Consider the following 16052-nt stretch of genomic DNA (forward strand, 5'->3'; position numbering starts at 1 on the left):
AATTTATAATGAAATCCAAATGTTCTCCCTGAAACACTATACAATAGCAAGGATTTTTGGGCAACTAAGAAAACTGATCCATCATCAGTTATTCCCTGAAAACTCTAATTTGACACATAATGTTCAAATTACTTCGATATCAAACTATTCCCTCTTAAGTACAAGACGTGTTCCTCTTAATTTAGTTGCATACAAGAGAAAAACCTTACCCAAAAAGTCAGGGTAAGGTCTCAATTCAAATATCAGTCGTTTCTTTAAATTCTTTCAATGCATAAAGCGCACGGTTAGCGTGTTTTTCTGCGCGTTCTGCTTTCGTCTTGAATCTGCGTTCTAACTCTGGGAACAGTCCGAAATTAATATTCATAGGTTGAAAGTTATTCGGATCTGCTTCCGTAATATAGCGGGACATGCTGCCCAGCGCCGTTTCTTTCGGCAAACGGATCGGCTTTTCGCCTTTCGCCAAATGTGCAGCATTAATTCCAGCAATTAGACCGGAACCGGCTGATTCCACGTATCCTTCTACGCCCGTCATCTGACCTGCAAAGAAAATGGTCGGCTTGGACTTTAACTGATACGTGCAGTTCAGCACTCTCGGTGAATTAATGAAAGTATTCCGATGCATCACGCCATAACGGACGATTTCAACATTTTCCAGTCCGGGGATCAGCTGCAGCACTTCTTTCTGTGCGCCCCATTTCAAGTGAGTCTGGAAACCGACCAGATTATAGAGCGTTCCCGCTGCATCATCCTGCCGAAGCTGAATGACTGCTTTTGGACATTTCCCTGTTTTCGGGTCTTCCAGTCCTACCGGTTTCAAAGGACCGAACAGCATGGTTTTCACTCCGCGCTTTGCCATGACTTCAATTGGCATACAGCCTTCAAAATACATCTCTTTTTCAAAATCTTTTAACGGTGCTACCTCCGCAGTAATGAGCGCCTGATAAAAACGGTCAAACTCTTCGGCATTCATCGGGCAGTTCAGATAAGCTGCTTCCCCTTTGTCGTAGCGTGATTTCAAATAGACTTTATCCATGTCGATCGAATCACTTTCCACGATTGGAGCTGCTGCATCATAGAAGTATAAATAATCTTCACCTGTCAGCAAACGAATTTCCTCTGCCAATGCAGGTGATGTAAGCGGTCCGGAAGCAATAATTGTAATGCCATCCGGCAGTTTCGTCACTTCTTCATTTATGATTTCAATGTTCGGGTGGCTGCGGATCTGCTCCGTGACATTCCCTGCAAACTCATGACGGTCCACTGCCAGTGCGCCTCCTGCAGGGACTGCACACTTATCTGCCGCCTGGATGATCAATGAATTCAGCTGACGCATCTCTTCTTTAATCACACCGACTGCATTCGTTAAATTATTCGCGCGCAATGAATTACTGCATACTAACTCTGCAAATTTATCTGTATGGTGGGCCGGCGTCTGTTTGACCGGTCGCATTTCGAATAATTTCACTTGAATTCCCCGATTGGCCAGCTGCCAGGCTGCTTCACTGCCCGCCAGACCCGCACCTATTACATTTACAGTTTGCGTCATCTCAATCCCTCTTCCTCGTTTTGCTCTCTAGCTCTGCGGCTGTTCTTTGTAATCACATTCCGTACATTGAATCTGTACACCTTTTTTCAAACGCTTTTCCACCAGTGTATGTTGACACTTCGGACATGGACGCACGATCGGTTTATCCCATGACACGTAATCACATTCCGGATAGCGGTCACAGCCAAAGAATATTCTCTTTGTTTTACTCTTGCGTTCAACGACTTCGCCTTCTTTACATTTCGGACACGTCACGCCAATCGGTTTGACAATGGCTTTCGTATTACGGCAATCGGGGAAGTTGGAGCAGGCCATGAACTTTCCGTAGCGGCCCATCTTGTAAACCATCGGAGAGCCGCATTTCTCGCAGTCTTCCCCGGCTGGTTCATCTTTGATTTCGATCTTTTCCATTTCTGCATCTGCGACTTCCACATGCTTTTCAAAATCCTGATAAAACGCATCAATAACTTTCCGCCATTCGATGCTGCCTTCTTCCACATGGTCCAGACTTTTTTCCATCTGCGCAGTAAACTCAATATCGATAATATCAGGGAAATATTGATCAACCGCTTGATGAACAATACCGCCAAGCTCCGTTGGAATAAAGCGTTTGGCATCGAGCGTTACATAGCCGCGCTTTTGAATAGTATCCAGCGTCGGTGCGAATGTAGAAGGACGGCCTATGCCGAGCTCTTCCAGCGTTTTGACCAGACGTGCTTCCGAATAGCGCGGAGGCGGCTGAGTAAAATGCTGTTTCGGATCGACTTCCGCATACTTCACATTCTCGCCTTCTTCAAGCGGAGGCAGAATATTTTCCTTTTCTTCCTGCTGATCGTCGTCTCCCTCGATATACACTTTCATGAAGCCCGGAAACTTTACTTGCGAACCCGATGCTCTGAAACGGATATCGCCATTCAGAAAATCTGCTGTTACCGTATCCAGAATGGCAGGCGCCATCTGACTCGCAACGAAACGTTCCCAAATCAGTTTATACAGTCGGTGCTGATCACGTGATAAGAACGCTTTCATCGCTTCAGGCGGCCGCATTGCTGAAGTCGGGCGTACCGCTTCGTGCGCATCCTGCGTTTTCGCGCCGGCTTTTGCTTTCCGAGTAGAAGTGGAAATAAATTCTTCCCCATACATCGTTTGAATGAACGACTTCACTTCATCCTTTGCTGTATCTGAAATCCGCGTGGAATCCGTACGCATATAGGTAATTAACCCGACGGTGCCTTCTTTACCAATTGCAATACCTTCATATAATTGCTGGGCGAGCATCATCGTTTTCTTCGCCCGGAAGTTCAGTTTGCGTGCCGCTTCCTGCTGGAGAGAGGAAGTGGTAAACGGCAGTGCCGGGTTGCGTTTCCGTTCTTTTTTCACGACTTTAGCTACTTCAAACTCATCGGATTCCAGTGCATTGACGATTTTTTCGACTTGCTCTTGATTCGTCAGTTTCACTTTTTCCTTTGCGTCTCCGTAAAATGCAGCTTCAAATGTTTTATCGCCTTTTTCAAACTGTGCAGTGATGCTCCAGTATTCTTCCGGCTCAAAAGCATTAATTTCATTTTCTCGGTCAATGATCAGCCGTAATGCAACCGACTGAACACGTCCTGCTGACAATCCTTTTTTTACTTTTTTCCAAAGAATCGGGCTGATGTTATATCCGACTAATCTGTCTAGAATCCGTCTTGCCTGCTGTGCATCCACCAGATTCATATTGATCGGACGCGGATGTTTAAATGATTCTTTAATAGCATCCTTGGTGATCTCATTGAACACTACCCGGCAGTCCGATTCGATATCGACACCAAGCTGATGTGATAAGTGCCATGCAATTGCTTCCCCCTCGCGATCCGGGTCAGCCGCGAGAAATATTTTCTTTGCTTTTTTTGCTTCTTTTTTCAAGTCTTGAAGTATCGGTCCTTTACCGCGGATCGTAATATACTTCGGTTCATAATTATTCTCAGTATCTACACCCATTTGACTTCGAGGTAAATCGCGTAAATGACCAAGAGAGGCGCTGACTTTGTATTTCTTGCCTAAGTAACGCTCAATGGTTTTTGCTTTAGCTGGTGACTCTACAATAACTAAGTAATCCGCCATATATTTCCCTCCTCAGAGAGATTTCTTTTATATTTATTCATCAAAAGAATATCTGTTGCAAAATGTATAACAGTTTCTCAAATAATGCAACCTTTTAAACATTTCGCGTACAGATTATATGGTGTTTCCCTGTAAAGAATCCAGAATCTGAAAACCGCTCCATAATGGCTTGGCGCCTTCATCCAGCAGCTTATTCGGACCCGCCGATAACGGGCAGTCAATTGCTCCGGGCACGGCGAAAATTTCTTTTCCGTGATCCAGTGCATGTTCAACTGTACTCATCGTTCCGCTCCTTTCCACGGATTCTGTTACAACGATTGCATTCGACAGTCCGCTGATGATCCGATTGCGCATGGGGAATGTCCATTTTGCCGGCAGAATATAAGGAGGATACTCGGTCAGCAGCAGATGATTCTCAGCTATTTCCTGTGCGATTTTCTCGTTTTTCTTTGGATACATATGGGAAAACCCATGCCCCAGTACCGCGATGGTCTCTCCTCCGTATTGCATCGCCGCCTGATGCGCCATCGTATCTGCGCCTGCAGCCAGACCGGAGACAACCGGAATTTCTTGCGCAACGAGCGGCGGCACAATAAAATCAAGCGCTTTCTTTGTATACGACGTCGCTTTTCGGGAGCCGATAATACCGACTTTGAGCGGTTTTTTCAATAAATTTCTGTCACCTTTGACATATAAGACAGCCGGCGGATCGCAAAGTTCAGTCAGCTCTTTCGGGTAATCCTGATGGCTATACGGAATGGGGATGATGTCAGTCTCGTGCAATAATTCAATCAAGGGAAGCTGTGACACTTCATGAAATTGCTGTGTAATTCGACAGGCGTTGACTTCTGACAAACCGAGCAATTGCTGCAAGCGTATAGGGGGATAGGAAGATAAATCTTGAATGAGTGGATTGTCCTGCAACAAACTCTGATAGCGGCTGTACGGAACGGGGTGAATATAATGAAGGAAAATTAATTGTTTCTGCTGTTCGGTAAATTGCATAGCGTTCTCCTTTATTCGACACTACAAGCAAAGAACGAAAAAAGGTGCAGCATACGCTGCACCTCTCATATTACTTCGTTTTACATTTTTCGTACAGACCTTTTTCCTTCAGAACTTTAATTAGCGTCTCACCAATAACAGATGGTGTCTCTGCCACTTGGATATCTGCCGCTTGTAAAGCCTTAATCTTTTCAGCAGCAGTTCCCTTACCGCCTGAAATGATGGCACCCGCGTGACCCATGCGTTTACCTTCAGGTGCAGTCTGACCGCCGATGAAGCCGACAACTGGTTTCGTCATATTTTCTTTGACCCACTCAGCTGCTTCTTCCTCAGCTGTTCCGCCGATTTCACCGATCATCACAACTGCATAAGTTTCCGGATCTTCATTGAATGCTTTTAACACATCGATAAAGTTCGTACCGTTGACAGGGTCTCCGCCGATTCCGACAGCTGTCGTCTGACCGATACCTTCCTGTGTCAACTGATGCACTGCTTCATAAGTCAGTGTACCGGAACGGGATACAACACCGACATGGCCTTTTGTATGAATATAGCCGGGCATAATGCCGATTTTTGTTTCATCTGCAGTGATAACGCCAGGGCAGTTCGGACCGATTAAACGAGTCTTTTTGCCTTCCATATAACGCTTCACTTTAATCATATCGAGGACAGGAATATGCTCTGTAATACAGATTGTCATATCCATCTCCGCGTCTACAGCTTCCATGATCGCATCAGCTGCATACGGAGCCGGCACGTAAATGATGGAGACTGTTGCGCCTGTAGCTTTAACAGCTTCATCAACTGTATCAAAGACCGGTACGCCTTCGACCGTCTGGCCGCCTTTGTCCGGTGTAACACCGCCGACAATCTTTGTACCATATTCCAACATCTGTTGCGTATGGAACAGGGCAGTGGAACCTGTAATTCCTTGTACAATTACTTTGGTGTCTTTATCTACATAAATACTCATGCTTTGTACCTGCCTTTCTTATCCTATCAACTCAACGATTTTTTTCGCGCCTTCTGCCATTGAATCCGCTGCTACAACATTGATGCCGGATTCTTTAAGCAAAGCTTTCCCGCGTTCTACATTTGTACCTTCAAGACGAACAACAAGCGGCACCTGAAGCTCCACTTCTTTTGCAGCTTCAATAACACCTTCAGCAATGACATCACACTTCATGATGCCGCCGAAAATATTGACGAAAATGCCTTTTACATTCGGATCAGAAAGAATAATCTTGAAAGCGCCGGCAACTTTTTCTTTTTTCGCGCCGCCCCCAACGTCAAGGAAGTTAGCGGGTTCGCCGCCGTAATAGTGAATCGTATCCATTGTCGCCATCGCAAGCCCCGCTCCGTTGACCATACAGCCGATATTTCCGTCGAGGGAAATATAGCTTAAGTCAAAAGTGGATGCTTCGATTTCTTTTGGATCCTCTTCATCAAAGTCGCGAAGTTCGACAATATCTTTATGACGGAATGTTGCGTTATCGTCAAAATTGAATTTCGCATCCAAAGCAAGTACTCTCTCGTCTTTTGTTACGACAAGCGGATTAATCTCCACGATTGATGCATCTTTTTCGCTGAATACTTTATATAGACCTAAAAATAGGCTGACTGCTTTGTTGATCAGCTTGCTCGGGATTTCCATATTGAATGCCATACGGCGCGCCTGGAAAGGAGCTAACCCAACAACCGGGTCAATAATCTCGTAGAAGATTTTTTCCGGATTTTTTTCTGCGACTTCTTCGATTTCCACTCCGCCTTCAGCAGATCCCATTAATGTCACGCGATCTGTTGCACGGTCAACGACAAGACCGATGTAGAATTCTTTTTCGATGTCGATTCCCTCTTCAACAAGGAGGCGTTTCACTTCCTGGCCTTCAGGACCTGTCTGGTGTGTAACCAGTTGTTTTCCGATCAAGTCTGCTGCTACTGCACGGACTTCATCAAGGTTCTTGACGATTTTTACACCGCCCGCTTTCCCCCGGCCGCCCGCATGGATTTGTGCTTTCACCACAATAGGCTCTGTTCCGAGTTCTTTTGCAACCGCCACTGCTTCCTTAGGCGAGAATGCAACACGACCATTCGAAACAGCAACACCGTACTCTCTCAATAGCTGCTTCCCTTGGTATTCATGGATGTTCATAAGTACTGCCTCCATTCGATTTGCAATTGCTGCATATTCAACTACTTTATTATTGTAAACAAACCGTCACATATTGTCCATGGATGACTATTACGATGCCGAATTCTCTATTTTTCAACTATTTCTGCTGCCCTTTTCCTTATCGAGACGATAAATGTAGGCAAAGACCTCAGACACGGCCTGGTACAGCTCTTCAGGAATGGTTTCATTGACATTCAGCTGGCCGAGTAATTCCAGTAAACTCGGATCTTCCTGCACAGGCACGTCATGTTCTTTGGCCCGTTCCAGTATATTTTCCGCAATCATTCCTTTACCTTTCGCTATGACTTTTGGAGCGTCGGATACTTCAGGATCATAGGAAAGCGCAACGGCTTCTTTTCGTTTATAACGTTCTTCTTTCATATCCGGTAATCTACTCCTCTTTCGTCAATATACGACGCGGCCGCAGGCTTTTTCACTGTCTGCTGTGATTCAGTAAAGGGTTTGAATGAAACGCCCGACAGTTTGTAGCCGACATTTTCCAATCCGTCTTTCAGCAACGCCTGGAATGACAGACCTGTCGTCCGCAGCGATTCCTGTTCGTTGAAAATTGTCAGATTAACGACTTTGTTCTGCACATGCATGTCGACAAGTGTCGTCGAAAGTGTCTCAAGCTCCAAATAAAATAAAATCCTGGCAAACGCCGGATCAATTTGGCCGTTTTCTTTCATCCGGCCATTCCACTGAAGCGTCGCGTCTATTTTCTTGCCGAATAAATCCAGCGGCACCTGCATGATGATCTGCTGCTGAACGCTCGTGTCTGCAGTCTGAATAACGGTTCCATTCATTCTCAATACCATGGTTTCCGCTGCCTCTCTAAGCGGCGGAGACAGTGAAGGATCCTGCAGCAAAGTAAGCAGCTGCGGCTTCAATGTGTTAGCTAAGTTCGCGGCAGGCTCCTTGCCGTTCAGCAACGCTTCATAGTTGAAGCCGAGAGTACTCAGGACACTCTGCATTGCTTCTTTCATGACTGTGCCGCTCATCGTTTGCGACAGCTGTATTTCGGCTGCCTGCACCATCTGCTTGATCTGCACATTGCCTGATTTCTCAGCCGACTGGATCAAAGCCCGCAGCGCTTCGTCAGCTTGTTGCGGAGGCAGCGAAACGAGCGACAATAAAGCTTGCTGCGCTTCTTTAACTGCGACGGGCTGTTCAGTTGCATTCGCTGTTTGAACAGTTGCCCCGCTGCTTGTCTGCTGCAGAAGTATTTGACTGAACTGTTCGATAAAAGCTGCTTTCACACTGTCAGTCAATGGCTGCTGAGCGAATTGACTGACGACAGTCTGCAAAGCTGTTTTCATTTGTTCGGGCAGTGCAGGACTGTTTTGAATCTGTTGAGAGATGTTTTGCATAATGGACTTAGCGTTTTGTTGTTCTCCTGCAGGCATTTGCGCTAATTGGCCGAGCATGGTCTGAAGAGTTTTCACCGCAGTAGCCTGAGATTCCGCAGGCACTTGATTAGATGCGCCCTGACTCGCCGCAGACGCTGCAGCTTGTGTTTGGACATTCATAGCACTTACCGGTCTATCCGCCGCCAGCGGACTCCCTGCGGACTGCTGGAAGGCATTCTGCTGCAGTGTAGCAGTTATTTGCGGCTGGGCAGCTGTCTTGCCGTCTCCAGTTTGTGACACTAACTGTGCCAAAACTTGCGGAAGATTAGCGAGCGACGTACGTGCAGGCAGGATTTCTGCGCTTTTCAGCAGTTGCAGGGCTGCAAACCGGTCTCCTTTGCCGGTCTGCGGGTCCAGCAGCAGTGTCAGCGCCCGGCTGAGCAGTTCTTTGCCGACCGCCTGACTTGCCGGGTTGGATACGGCCTGCAATGCATTCAATAAAGCTTCCCGAACAGCAGGCGGCAGACTGGTTTCATTTTGAACAGCCGTCTGCAGTGCCGTTAAGTTTTGGGTAATCGTACCGTTTTGCGCCTGCAAAAGCGACTGGAAAACAGCCGGCGTAAAAGGCAGCCTGGCTTCCGCGATTTTTCCAAGTGCCGCGAGCGCTTCTGTCTTCATGCTTTCAGGAACAGATTTGAGCAGATTTGCCGCATCTAGTATATTCTCTTTCGTCATCGGTATTTTCTGTTTGATGATGGCTGCCAGCAATTCTTTCATTTCTTGGGTTTTCGGTAAATTAAGCGACTCCATTAATTGCGTCAGCTGGCTGGTCTGCCCGTCCGCTCCGCGCATCGGTCCCGCAATGACCTGCAATTTCACTTCCGGCTCCGTGCCGTTCACTTTAAAGTAATACGTATCGCCTGCCTGCATCGGCACTTCGAGTTTGGCAAACAGTTGATGGCTGCCGACTTGCACTTGTGCCATCTGGCCGGGAAAAAGCTGCTGTACTTTTCCGTGAATCATCTGACCTTCTTTCAATGCAAGCGACTGTGATTCCGGAGCAGTGATTTTTGCCGATGAAATGGATAATGAATTTAAATTCAACTGCGATCCCTCCACATCGTTTTAATGGGTTCAAAGGTTTTTCGATGGTGTATGCAGAAACCGTGTGTTTTGAGGCCTTCTAGATGCTTTGCTGTTCCGTAGCCGGCGTTTTCATTGAAACCGTACCAAGGAAACTGTTCATGTAATTCTTCCATCAGCTGATCCCTCGTGGTTTTAGCCAAAATCGAGGCTGCCGCGATACACAGGCTTTTTTCATCACCTTTAATAATCGAGTAGGCAGGGCGACCTACCGACAAATTCATAGCGTCTGCCAAAACGATGTCAGGCGGCACAGAGAGCTGTTTCACCGCTTCTTCCATCGATTGCTTCGTAGCCTGAAAGATATTCAACTCATCAATTGCCTCTGCAGACTGTATATGAACTGCATAGGAGATTGCCTTTTCTTTGATCAGTACGGCGAACTGCTGTCTTTGCATCTTGGATATTTTCTTTGAATCGTCCACGCCGACTAAAGCAGAACAATCTGCGGGTAAAATAACCGCCGCCGTGACAACCGGACCTGCCAGCGGCCCTCTTCCGGCTTCATCAATTCCTGCGATCAGCGTTTTGCCTGCGGTTCTGTAGGAATCTTCGAAAGCCAGCTTTTTCATAAATTCTTCTATTAGCTGCTGCTTTTTATCATATTGTTTTCTCCACTGGGCGATTGCGGTCTGAACTCCTTTGCGTTCATCTGACTGAAGTTCTTTCAGCCATTCATCCGGTTCCTGCAAGCTTTGTAATTGATCTTTTATTTGTTGAATCGTTGTCATTGTATTCACCTGTCCATCCGCCAAAATTCGTCTCTATGTATTATATCGGTTCAAGTTTCAGTTTTTCGACAAAAAAAGCAACGGCCCGGAAACAGCGTTCCAAGCAGTTGCTTATTATTGTGCTTGATCTTCGGTAAAATCAAATGTCAGTTTGCCGACTTGCTGATCGCGTATATCCTGGACAATTAAATCCGCCACTCTGTCATAATCAATCTCTGCACCGGCAGCGTACACTTTCCTGCGCTCACCGATCTGATCGAAAATAGCTAAAGTATCCTCGTCGACTGAAGTCATTTGATAGCGTTCTTCCAGGCGTTCAGGATAATGTTCTTCCAAAAATTTCAGTCCATAGACCGCCAGCTCTTCCATATTGAGAACCGAATCCTTGATTGCCCCTGTTAATGCCAGTTTGAAACCGGCTTCCGGGTCTTCGAACTTGGGCCAGAGTACTCCCGGAGTATCCAGAAGCTCCAGCTCTTTTTCATATTTGATCCATTGCTGTGCTTTCGTAACACCTGGTTTATTACCTGTCTTCGCAATATTCTTCTTTGCGAGACGGTTAATAAGTGTGGATTTTCCTACGTTCGGAATTCCAACGATCATTGCACGGATAGCACCGGGTCGGATTCCCCGCTGTTTCATCCGGTCGTATTTCGGCTGCAGTATTTCTTTTGCGGCCTTTGTCACCGTCTGCAGCCCTTTTCCTTCAAATGAATTGATCGCTACCGTGCGGAAGCCCCGCTCTTCAAAATAGGCAATCCATCGCTTCGTCTGCACTTCGTCAGCTAAATCCATTTTATTCAGGATCAGCAGTCTCGGTTTTTGCTGAATTAATTCATCAATCATCGGATTTCGGGAAGATAGCGGCAGTCTTGCGTCTATCAATTCAAATACGATATCAACAAGTTTCAGTTTTTCGGACACTTCTCTTCTTGCTTTCGCCATATGGCCTGGAAACCATTGAATAGTCATTCGAATCGTCTCCTTTCGTTATTTCACAATGCCGAAATCTTTAATCGGCCAGAATACTACACTCGTGCTGCCGATAATTTCGTCGATTGAAACAGCGCCGATATGTCTGGAGTCTTTACTCTTCCGGCGGTTGTCTCCCATGACAAACACATGGTCTTCCGGCACTACTTCCGCTTGAATTTGCGGTATATCCTGAAGTGTAAAATCTTCTGTCAGTGTGCCGTCCTGTATTTCTGCTTTATATTTATCAAGATACGGTTCCTCGTACGGTTTATCATTTACATACAGGACATCATCTTTATATTCCACAGTATCTCCCGGCAATCCGATTACACGTTTAATATAATCTTTTTGTTCAGGCGCATGGAAAACGACAATATCAAAGCGGTGCGGCTCTCCAATGGTATAGCCTATTTTATTAACAATCATACGATCCCCATGTTCAAGCGTCGGCATCATGGAAATACCATCGACGACGATCGGAGTGAATAAAAATATACGGATAATTGCAGCCAGCCCAAACGCAATCAACAGTGCTTTAATCCATTCCAGCCCTTCGCTTTTTGTTTTTTTCTCTTCCATCAATCCAGCCTCCTGCCTTGTCTGCTATTATTGTACCGCCAAATTGCTTTAGGCGCAAAAAGAAAGGAGGCCAAATGCACGGCCTCCTTCGTTTTGTGTTTATCTTATTAGCGGAGTTCTTTGATACGTGCTGCTTTACCGCGCAGTTTACGCAAGTAGTACAACTTCGCACGACGAACTTTACCGCGACGAGTGACTTCGATCTTAGCAAGTTTTGGTGTGTGTACAGGGAATGTACGCTCCACTCCAACACCGTTTGAAATTTTACGGACTGTGAAAGTTTCGCTGATTCCACCGCCGCGGCGTTTGATTACAACACCTTCGAATAACTGGATACGCTCGCGAGTACCCTCAATGATCTTAACGTGTAAACGCAATGTATCTCCAGGACGGAAATCAGGGTGTTCAGTACGCAACTGATCTTTTGTAATGTCTGCAATTAGTTTTTGCATCGTTTTCTCTCCTTCTTTTCTGGAGTTCTTGCACGTCTTGCATTGCAGCGGAACAACAGTAAATAGGTGCTTTTCAAAAAGCACTTCGTAAATCATATCATAAGCATAGCAGCGGTTCAAGTATATTCAGTCTCTTTTTTGCTTCCACTGCTGATAAAGTTTTTGCTGATGTTCTGTTAATGAAGCATCTTTCAATAGTTCAGGACGTCTCTCTGCAGTACGCTGGAATACCTGCTCTTCCCGCCATTTATCGATTTCCGCATGATTGCCTGATAACAGCACAGGCGGCACTTCTAAGCCATTGAAGGAAGCAGGGCGCGTATACTGCGGATGTTCGAGCATCCCTGTTGAAAATGAATCGTGGACAGCTGACTGCTCATTTCCAAGCACTTCAGGCAGCAAACGCACTACGCTGTCAATAATCGCCATGGACGCTACTTCGCCTCCAGTCAGAACAAAATCACCAAGGGAGATTTCATCCGTCACCAAATGCTCCCGAATCCGTTCGTCATAGCCTTCATAATGGCCGCAAATAAAAATCAGATGATCTTCCTTCGACAGTTCCTCGGCCTTCTTCTGGGTGTAGCGCTCGCCCTGTGGACACATGAGAATAATTCGCGGCTCGCTTTCCGCCGAACTCGTCAGCGATTCTACTGCCGCAAAGAGAGGTTCCGGTTTCAGTACCATGCCCGCTCCGCCGCCATATGGATAGTCATCTACTTTTTTATGTTTATTCGTCGAGTACTCACGGAAATCAGTCACGCGGAATGAAGCAGCCTGCTGATCCTGAGCTTTTTTCATAATCGAAGAATGAAGAACGCCTTCGAACATGTCAGGGAACAGCGTCAGCACATCGACATGCATCATGAAAGCAGCCCGTCCATCAGTTCAATCTTGACCAGCTTGTCGTCCACGTCGATTTCTTTCACAACTTGCTCGATGTATGGAATATAATGCGGCTTACCTTCTTCAGGTGTAACCGTCCAGACGTCATTAGCTCCTGTTTCAATAATTTCTGTAACCGTGCCAATTTCTTCGCCTGTTTCCGTTACTACACGGCAGCCGATGATTTCATGGTAGTAGAATTCATTTTCTTCGAGTTCAGTCAGGTCTCTTTCCGATACTTTGACGATGCCGTCACGGAATTTTTCTACGTCATTGATGTTCGGATAGCCTTCGAATGTCAGCAGGTTGAAGTTTTTATGTTTTCGATGGTTCACGACTTTTACCATGACAGGTGTTTTGCTTTTTGGCATGAAGATTGCGAGTTCACTTCCGACGGCAAATCGCTCATCCGGAAAATCTGTTGTCGCCATGACCCGGACTTCGCCTCTGATTCCGTGCGTATTGACAATCTTTCCTACGTTATACCATTCCATTATTTCGCCTCCGTTTTATACTAAATTTATATATCATAAAAATGAAAAGAGTCGGGCTTGAGAGTGAGATACCGTTCCCCTGCGTTCCAGGCGGACGCTTTCCGGAGGGCCCTCGGTGAGCCAATTGGTCGCTTCGCTCCCTTTAATTGTCTCATCCTATCGGGCTGATCCTCCCGGAGTCGCCGCCTTCCACTTCGGTACACTGGTTTGTTTTTCAACAATAAGTATAAGCTAAATGTTCTGCTCACTACACTTTGTTTGCAGATAAAAGTAATAATTGATCCATTGAGCAGAATAAATACCACTACTTACTCGATAGGGATTGGAGCGTCGGGCGGCGACTCCTGTGGGATCCAGCGCGAATGATGAGACCCTGGACGGAGCGCAGCGAAAGCCGTAACGAAGAACGGCTTTTGCGAATAAAAGCGAAGCGTTATGAGCACAAGCTGCCTTAATTTCCGCAAAGAACGCAGAAATTAAGGTCAAGCGAATCCTCTGCTGTTCGCTGGGGCAATGCCCACGGAAAGCGTCCGTCCAGAGCGCAAATCCCCAACTGCACCCCAACGTCTACCAGTACTGCTTTATCCCGCTCAAAATCCATTTATACGTGCAAAAAAGGAAGGAACCGGGGCTCCTTCCTTTTGGATCAATCCAATATGTCCAAATACACTTTTTTGCCGTGGTGGCTGCCTGCTGCTGAGTAAACAATCGTCCGGATCGCTTTTGCCACACGACCTTGCTTTCCGATTACTTTTCCCATATCCTCCGCATTCACTGATAACTGATAAACGACACGCTGTGACTGTTCATCCGCTACCACCTTCACGTCGTCCGGGTAATCGACTAACGGCTTTACAATTGTTTCAATCAGCTGCTTCATGTCCACCCCTCCAAATTACTTGCTGTATTTAGCGTTATGGAATTTTTCCATGATACCTTGCTCAGAGAACAAGTTACGCACTGTATCAGATGGTTTTGCTCCATCTTGAAGCCATTTCAAAGCCAACTCTTCGTTGATTTGAACTGTTGCTGGCTTAGTAAGCGGGTTGTATGTACCCACCTGATCGATTTGACGGCCGTCACGTGGTGCACGTGCATCAGCTACTACAATACGATAAAAAGGAGATTTCTTAGCTCCCATACGTTTTAGACGAATTTTAACTGCCATTTTAATCTACACCTCCGAATAGTTTCACACAAGATAGTATATTATCAAGGTTTTGTTTGTTTGTAAAGTGTTTTTTCTTAACACCCTGTATTTTATTTAAAAAATGAATCCAAACCAGGCATTTTGCCCTTCTTTTTACCCTTTTGCTGCATATTAGTCATTTGCTTGACCATTTTTTTCATTTCGTCAAATTGTTTGAGAAGACGATTGACTTCCTGAGTCGATGTGCCCGATCCGACCGCAATGCGTTTCTTCCGGCTCGCATTAATGATATCAGGATTTTCGCGTTCAGCTGCTGTCATCGAATAAATGACTGCCTCCACACGACCCATTTGGCTCTCGTCAACTTTTGCATTGTCGAGCCCTTTAATCTTATTGGCGCCCGGCATCATTTTCAGAATTTCATCAAGCGGCCCCATCTTCTTTACCTGCTGCAGCTGATCAAGAAAGTCCTCCAGTGTGAAACTTTGCGTGCGCAGTTTCTGCTCGAGCTCTTTGGCCTTTTCTTCATCAACGTTTTCCTGCGCTTTTTCAATCAGCGACATGACGTCGCCCATACCGAGAATCCTTGATGCCATGCGCTCTGGATGGAATGCTTCAAGCGCATCCATCTTCTCGCCCATACCGACGAATTTGATCGGCTTATCTGTAACGGAACGGATGGATAATGCCGCACCGCCTCGTGTATCACCGTCAAGTTTTGTCAGAATTACACCTGTAATATCGATCGCTTCGTTAAAGTTTTTTGCAACATTGACAGCATCCTGTCCTGTCATGGCATCTACAACAAGGAATACTTCATCCGGTTTCGTTAACTCGCGGATGTCTTTCAGTTCCTGCATAAGCGCCTCGTCAACGTGCAGACGTCCCGCTGTATCAATGATGACAACATCATGATGTTCCGCTTCCGCTTCTTCCATCGCTTTTCGGGCAATTTCTACAGGTGAAATATCCGTCCCCATCGAAAATACCGGCACAGAAATCTGCTTACCGAGCGTTTCGAGCTGCTGAATAGCTGCAGGACGATAAATATCAGCCGCCACTAATAACGGTTTTCTATTGTGTTTTTTACGAAGAACCATCGCTAATTTTCCGGTAGAAGTTGTTTTACCGGCGCCTTGCAGACCGACCATCATGATGACCGTCGGTGATTTGCGGGCAAACTGGATAGGATTTTGTTCTCCGCCCATTAAGTTCGTCAATTCGTCTTTTACGATTTTTACGACCTGCTGCCCGGGCGTTAGACTCTTCATGACGTCCTGGCCTACCGAACGTTCACTGACGGTTTTAACGAATTCTTTTACGACTTTCAAGTTGACGTCTGCCTCGATCAGTGCAAAACGCACTTCCCGCATCATTTCTTTGACGTCGGCTTCGTTGATTTTCCCTTTGCCTGTAATTTTATTGAGCGTTCCCTGCAGGCGTTCGGCTAATCCTTCAAATGCCATG

General features: G+C 46.1%; 16 protein-coding genes. All 16 read right to left on the bottom strand.

Annotated features, from left to right (window positions below; genetic code table 11):
- Positions 1-235: 235 nt before the first annotated feature.
- The 16 genes from trmFO to ffh all read right to left on the bottom strand — a co-directional run bounded on the left by trmFO (position 236) and on the right by ffh (position 16051).
- Positions 236-1546 (bottom strand): FADH(2)-oxidizing methylenetetrahydrofolate--tRNA-(uracil(54)-C(5))-methyltransferase TrmFO, encoded by a 1311-nt coding sequence (gene trmFO, locus GDZ68_RS01175; protein ID WP_153720445.1) that lies wholly within the window; start codon positions 1544-1546, stop codon positions 236-238.
- Between the two features lie 27 nt (positions 1547-1573).
- Entirely contained in the window at positions 1574-3649 is a 2076-nt protein-coding gene (topA, locus tag GDZ68_RS01180; protein ID WP_153720446.1) for a type I DNA topoisomerase, read from the bottom strand.
- A 114-nt stretch (positions 3650-3763) separates the two neighbouring features.
- Positions 3764-4654 carry a DNA-processing protein DprA gene (dprA, locus tag GDZ68_RS01185; RefSeq protein ID WP_153720447.1) on the bottom strand — a complete coding sequence of 297 codons (891 nt, stop codon included), beginning with the start codon at positions 4652-4654 and terminating at the stop codon, positions 3764-3766.
- A gap of 70 nt (positions 4655-4724) precedes the next feature.
- Positions 4725-5627, bottom strand: coding sequence for a succinate--CoA ligase subunit alpha (sucD, locus tag GDZ68_RS01190; RefSeq protein WP_153720448.1), 903 nt, complete (start codon positions 5625-5627; stop codon positions 4725-4727).
- An 18-nt stretch (positions 5628-5645) separates the two neighbouring features.
- Positions 5646-6806 (bottom strand): ADP-forming succinate--CoA ligase subunit beta, encoded by a 1161-nt coding sequence (gene sucC / locus GDZ68_RS01195; protein ID WP_153720449.1) that lies wholly within the window; start codon positions 6804-6806, stop codon positions 5646-5648.
- Between the two features lie 114 nt (positions 6807-6920).
- Positions 6921-7208, bottom strand: a complete 288-nt coding sequence (locus tag GDZ68_RS01200; RefSeq protein WP_153720450.1) for an EscU/YscU/HrcU family type III secretion system export apparatus switch protein — start codon at positions 7206-7208, stop codon at positions 6921-6923.
- Positions 7205-9280 carry a hypothetical protein gene (locus GDZ68_RS01205; protein WP_153720451.1) on the bottom strand — a complete coding sequence of 692 codons (2076 nt, stop codon included), beginning with the start codon at positions 9278-9280 and terminating at the stop codon, positions 7205-7207. Before GDZ68_RS01205 ends, GDZ68_RS01200 begins: the two co-directional genes overlap by 4 nt.
- On the bottom strand, positions 9277-10050 hold the full coding sequence (locus tag GDZ68_RS01210) for a ribonuclease HII (protein WP_153720665.1): 774 nt from the start codon (positions 10048-10050) through the stop codon (positions 9277-9279). The genes GDZ68_RS01205 and GDZ68_RS01210 overlap by 4 nt, the downstream gene beginning before the upstream one ends.
- 114 nt (positions 10051-10164) lie before the next feature.
- Positions 10165-11022 (bottom strand): ribosome biogenesis GTPase YlqF, encoded by an 858-nt coding sequence (gene ylqF, locus GDZ68_RS01215; RefSeq protein WP_153720452.1) that lies wholly within the window; start codon positions 11020-11022, stop codon positions 10165-10167.
- An 18-nt stretch (positions 11023-11040) separates the two neighbouring features.
- On the bottom strand, positions 11041-11604 hold the full coding sequence (gene lepB / locus GDZ68_RS01220; RefSeq protein WP_153720453.1) for a signal peptidase I: 564 nt from the start codon (positions 11602-11604) through the stop codon (positions 11041-11043).
- A gap of 107 nt (positions 11605-11711) precedes the next feature.
- Positions 11712-12056 carry a 50S ribosomal protein L19 gene (gene rplS / locus GDZ68_RS01225; protein ID WP_153720454.1) on the bottom strand — a complete coding sequence of 115 codons (345 nt, stop codon included), beginning with the start codon at positions 12054-12056 and terminating at the stop codon, positions 11712-11714.
- A 126-nt stretch (positions 12057-12182) separates the two neighbouring features.
- Positions 12183-12920, bottom strand: a complete 738-nt coding sequence (gene trmD, locus GDZ68_RS01230; protein WP_153720666.1) for a tRNA (guanosine(37)-N1)-methyltransferase TrmD — start codon at positions 12918-12920, stop codon at positions 12183-12185.
- Positions 12920-13435, bottom strand: coding sequence for a ribosome maturation factor RimM (rimM, locus tag GDZ68_RS01235; protein ID WP_153720455.1), 516 nt, complete (start codon positions 13433-13435; stop codon positions 12920-12922). The genes trmD and rimM overlap by 1 nt, the downstream gene beginning before the upstream one ends.
- A 646-nt stretch (positions 13436-14081) precedes the next feature.
- Positions 14082-14315 carry a KH domain-containing protein gene (locus tag GDZ68_RS01240; protein ID WP_009765535.1) on the bottom strand — a complete coding sequence of 78 codons (234 nt, stop codon included), beginning with the start codon at positions 14313-14315 and terminating at the stop codon, positions 14082-14084.
- Positions 14316-14330: 15 nt separating this feature from the next.
- Entirely contained in the window at positions 14331-14603 is a 273-nt protein-coding gene (rpsP, locus tag GDZ68_RS01245) for a 30S ribosomal protein S16 (RefSeq protein ID WP_153720456.1), read from the bottom strand.
- A 92-nt stretch (positions 14604-14695) separates the two neighbouring features.
- A complete protein-coding gene (ffh, locus tag GDZ68_RS01250) occupies positions 14696-16051 on the bottom strand; it encodes a signal recognition particle protein (protein WP_153720457.1) in 1356 nt (451 codons plus the stop codon).
- Position 16052 lies beyond the last annotated feature (1 nt).

The organism is Sporosarcina cascadiensis (genome assembly GCF_009650995.1).
Classification (GTDB): domain Bacteria; phylum Bacillota; class Bacilli; order Bacillales_A; family Planococcaceae; genus Sporosarcina; species Sporosarcina cascadiensis.

Excerpts from the sequence above, each read along its gene's own strand:
- trmFO (WP_153720445.1), bottom strand. The coding sequence starts at position 1,546 with ATGACGCAAACTGTAAATGTAATAGGTGCGGGTCTGGCGGGCAGTGAA.
- topA (WP_153720446.1), bottom strand. The coding sequence starts at position 3,649 with ATGGCGGATTACTTAGTTATTGTAGAGTCACCAGCTAAAGCAAAAACC.
- dprA (WP_153720447.1), bottom strand. The coding sequence starts at position 4,654 with ATGCAATTTACCGAACAGCAGAAACAATTAATTTTCCTTCATTATATT.
- sucD (WP_153720448.1), bottom strand. The coding sequence starts at position 5,627 with ATGAGTATTTATGTAGATAAAGACACCAAAGTAATTGTACAAGGAATT.
- sucC (WP_153720449.1), bottom strand. The coding sequence starts at position 6,806 with ATGAACATCCATGAATACCAAGGGAAGCAGCTATTGAGAGAGTACGGT.
- GDZ68_RS01200 (WP_153720450.1), bottom strand. The coding sequence starts at position 7,208 with ATGAAAGAAGAACGTTATAAACGAAAAGAAGCCGTTGCGCTTTCCTAT.
- GDZ68_RS01210 (WP_153720665.1), bottom strand. The coding sequence starts at position 10,050 with ATGACAACGATTCAACAAATAAAAGATCAATTACAAAGCTTGCAGGAA.
- ylqF (WP_153720452.1), bottom strand. The coding sequence starts at position 11,022 with ATGACTATTCAATGGTTTCCAGGCCATATGGCGAAAGCAAGAAGAGAA.
- lepB (WP_153720453.1), bottom strand. The coding sequence starts at position 11,604 with ATGGAAGAGAAAAAAACAAAAAGCGAAGGGCTGGAATGGATTAAAGCA.
- rplS (WP_153720454.1), bottom strand. The coding sequence starts at position 12,056 with ATGCAAAAACTAATTGCAGACATTACAAAAGATCAGTTGCGTACTGAA.
- trmD (WP_153720666.1), bottom strand. The coding sequence starts at position 12,920 with ATGCATGTCGATGTGCTGACGCTGTTCCCTGACATGTTCGAAGGCGTT.
- rimM (WP_153720455.1), bottom strand. The coding sequence starts at position 13,435 with ATGGAATGGTATAACGTAGGAAAGATTGTCAATACGCACGGAATCAGA.
- GDZ68_RS01240 (WP_009765535.1), bottom strand. The coding sequence starts at position 14,315 with ATGAAGCAGCTGATTGAAACAATTGTAAAGCCGTTAGTCGATTACCCG.
- rpsP (WP_153720456.1), bottom strand. The coding sequence starts at position 14,603 with ATGGCAGTTAAAATTCGTCTAAAACGTATGGGAGCTAAGAAATCTCCT.
- ffh (WP_153720457.1), bottom strand. The coding sequence starts at position 16,051 with ATGGCATTTGAAGGATTAGCCGAACGCCTGCAGGGAACGCTCAATAAA.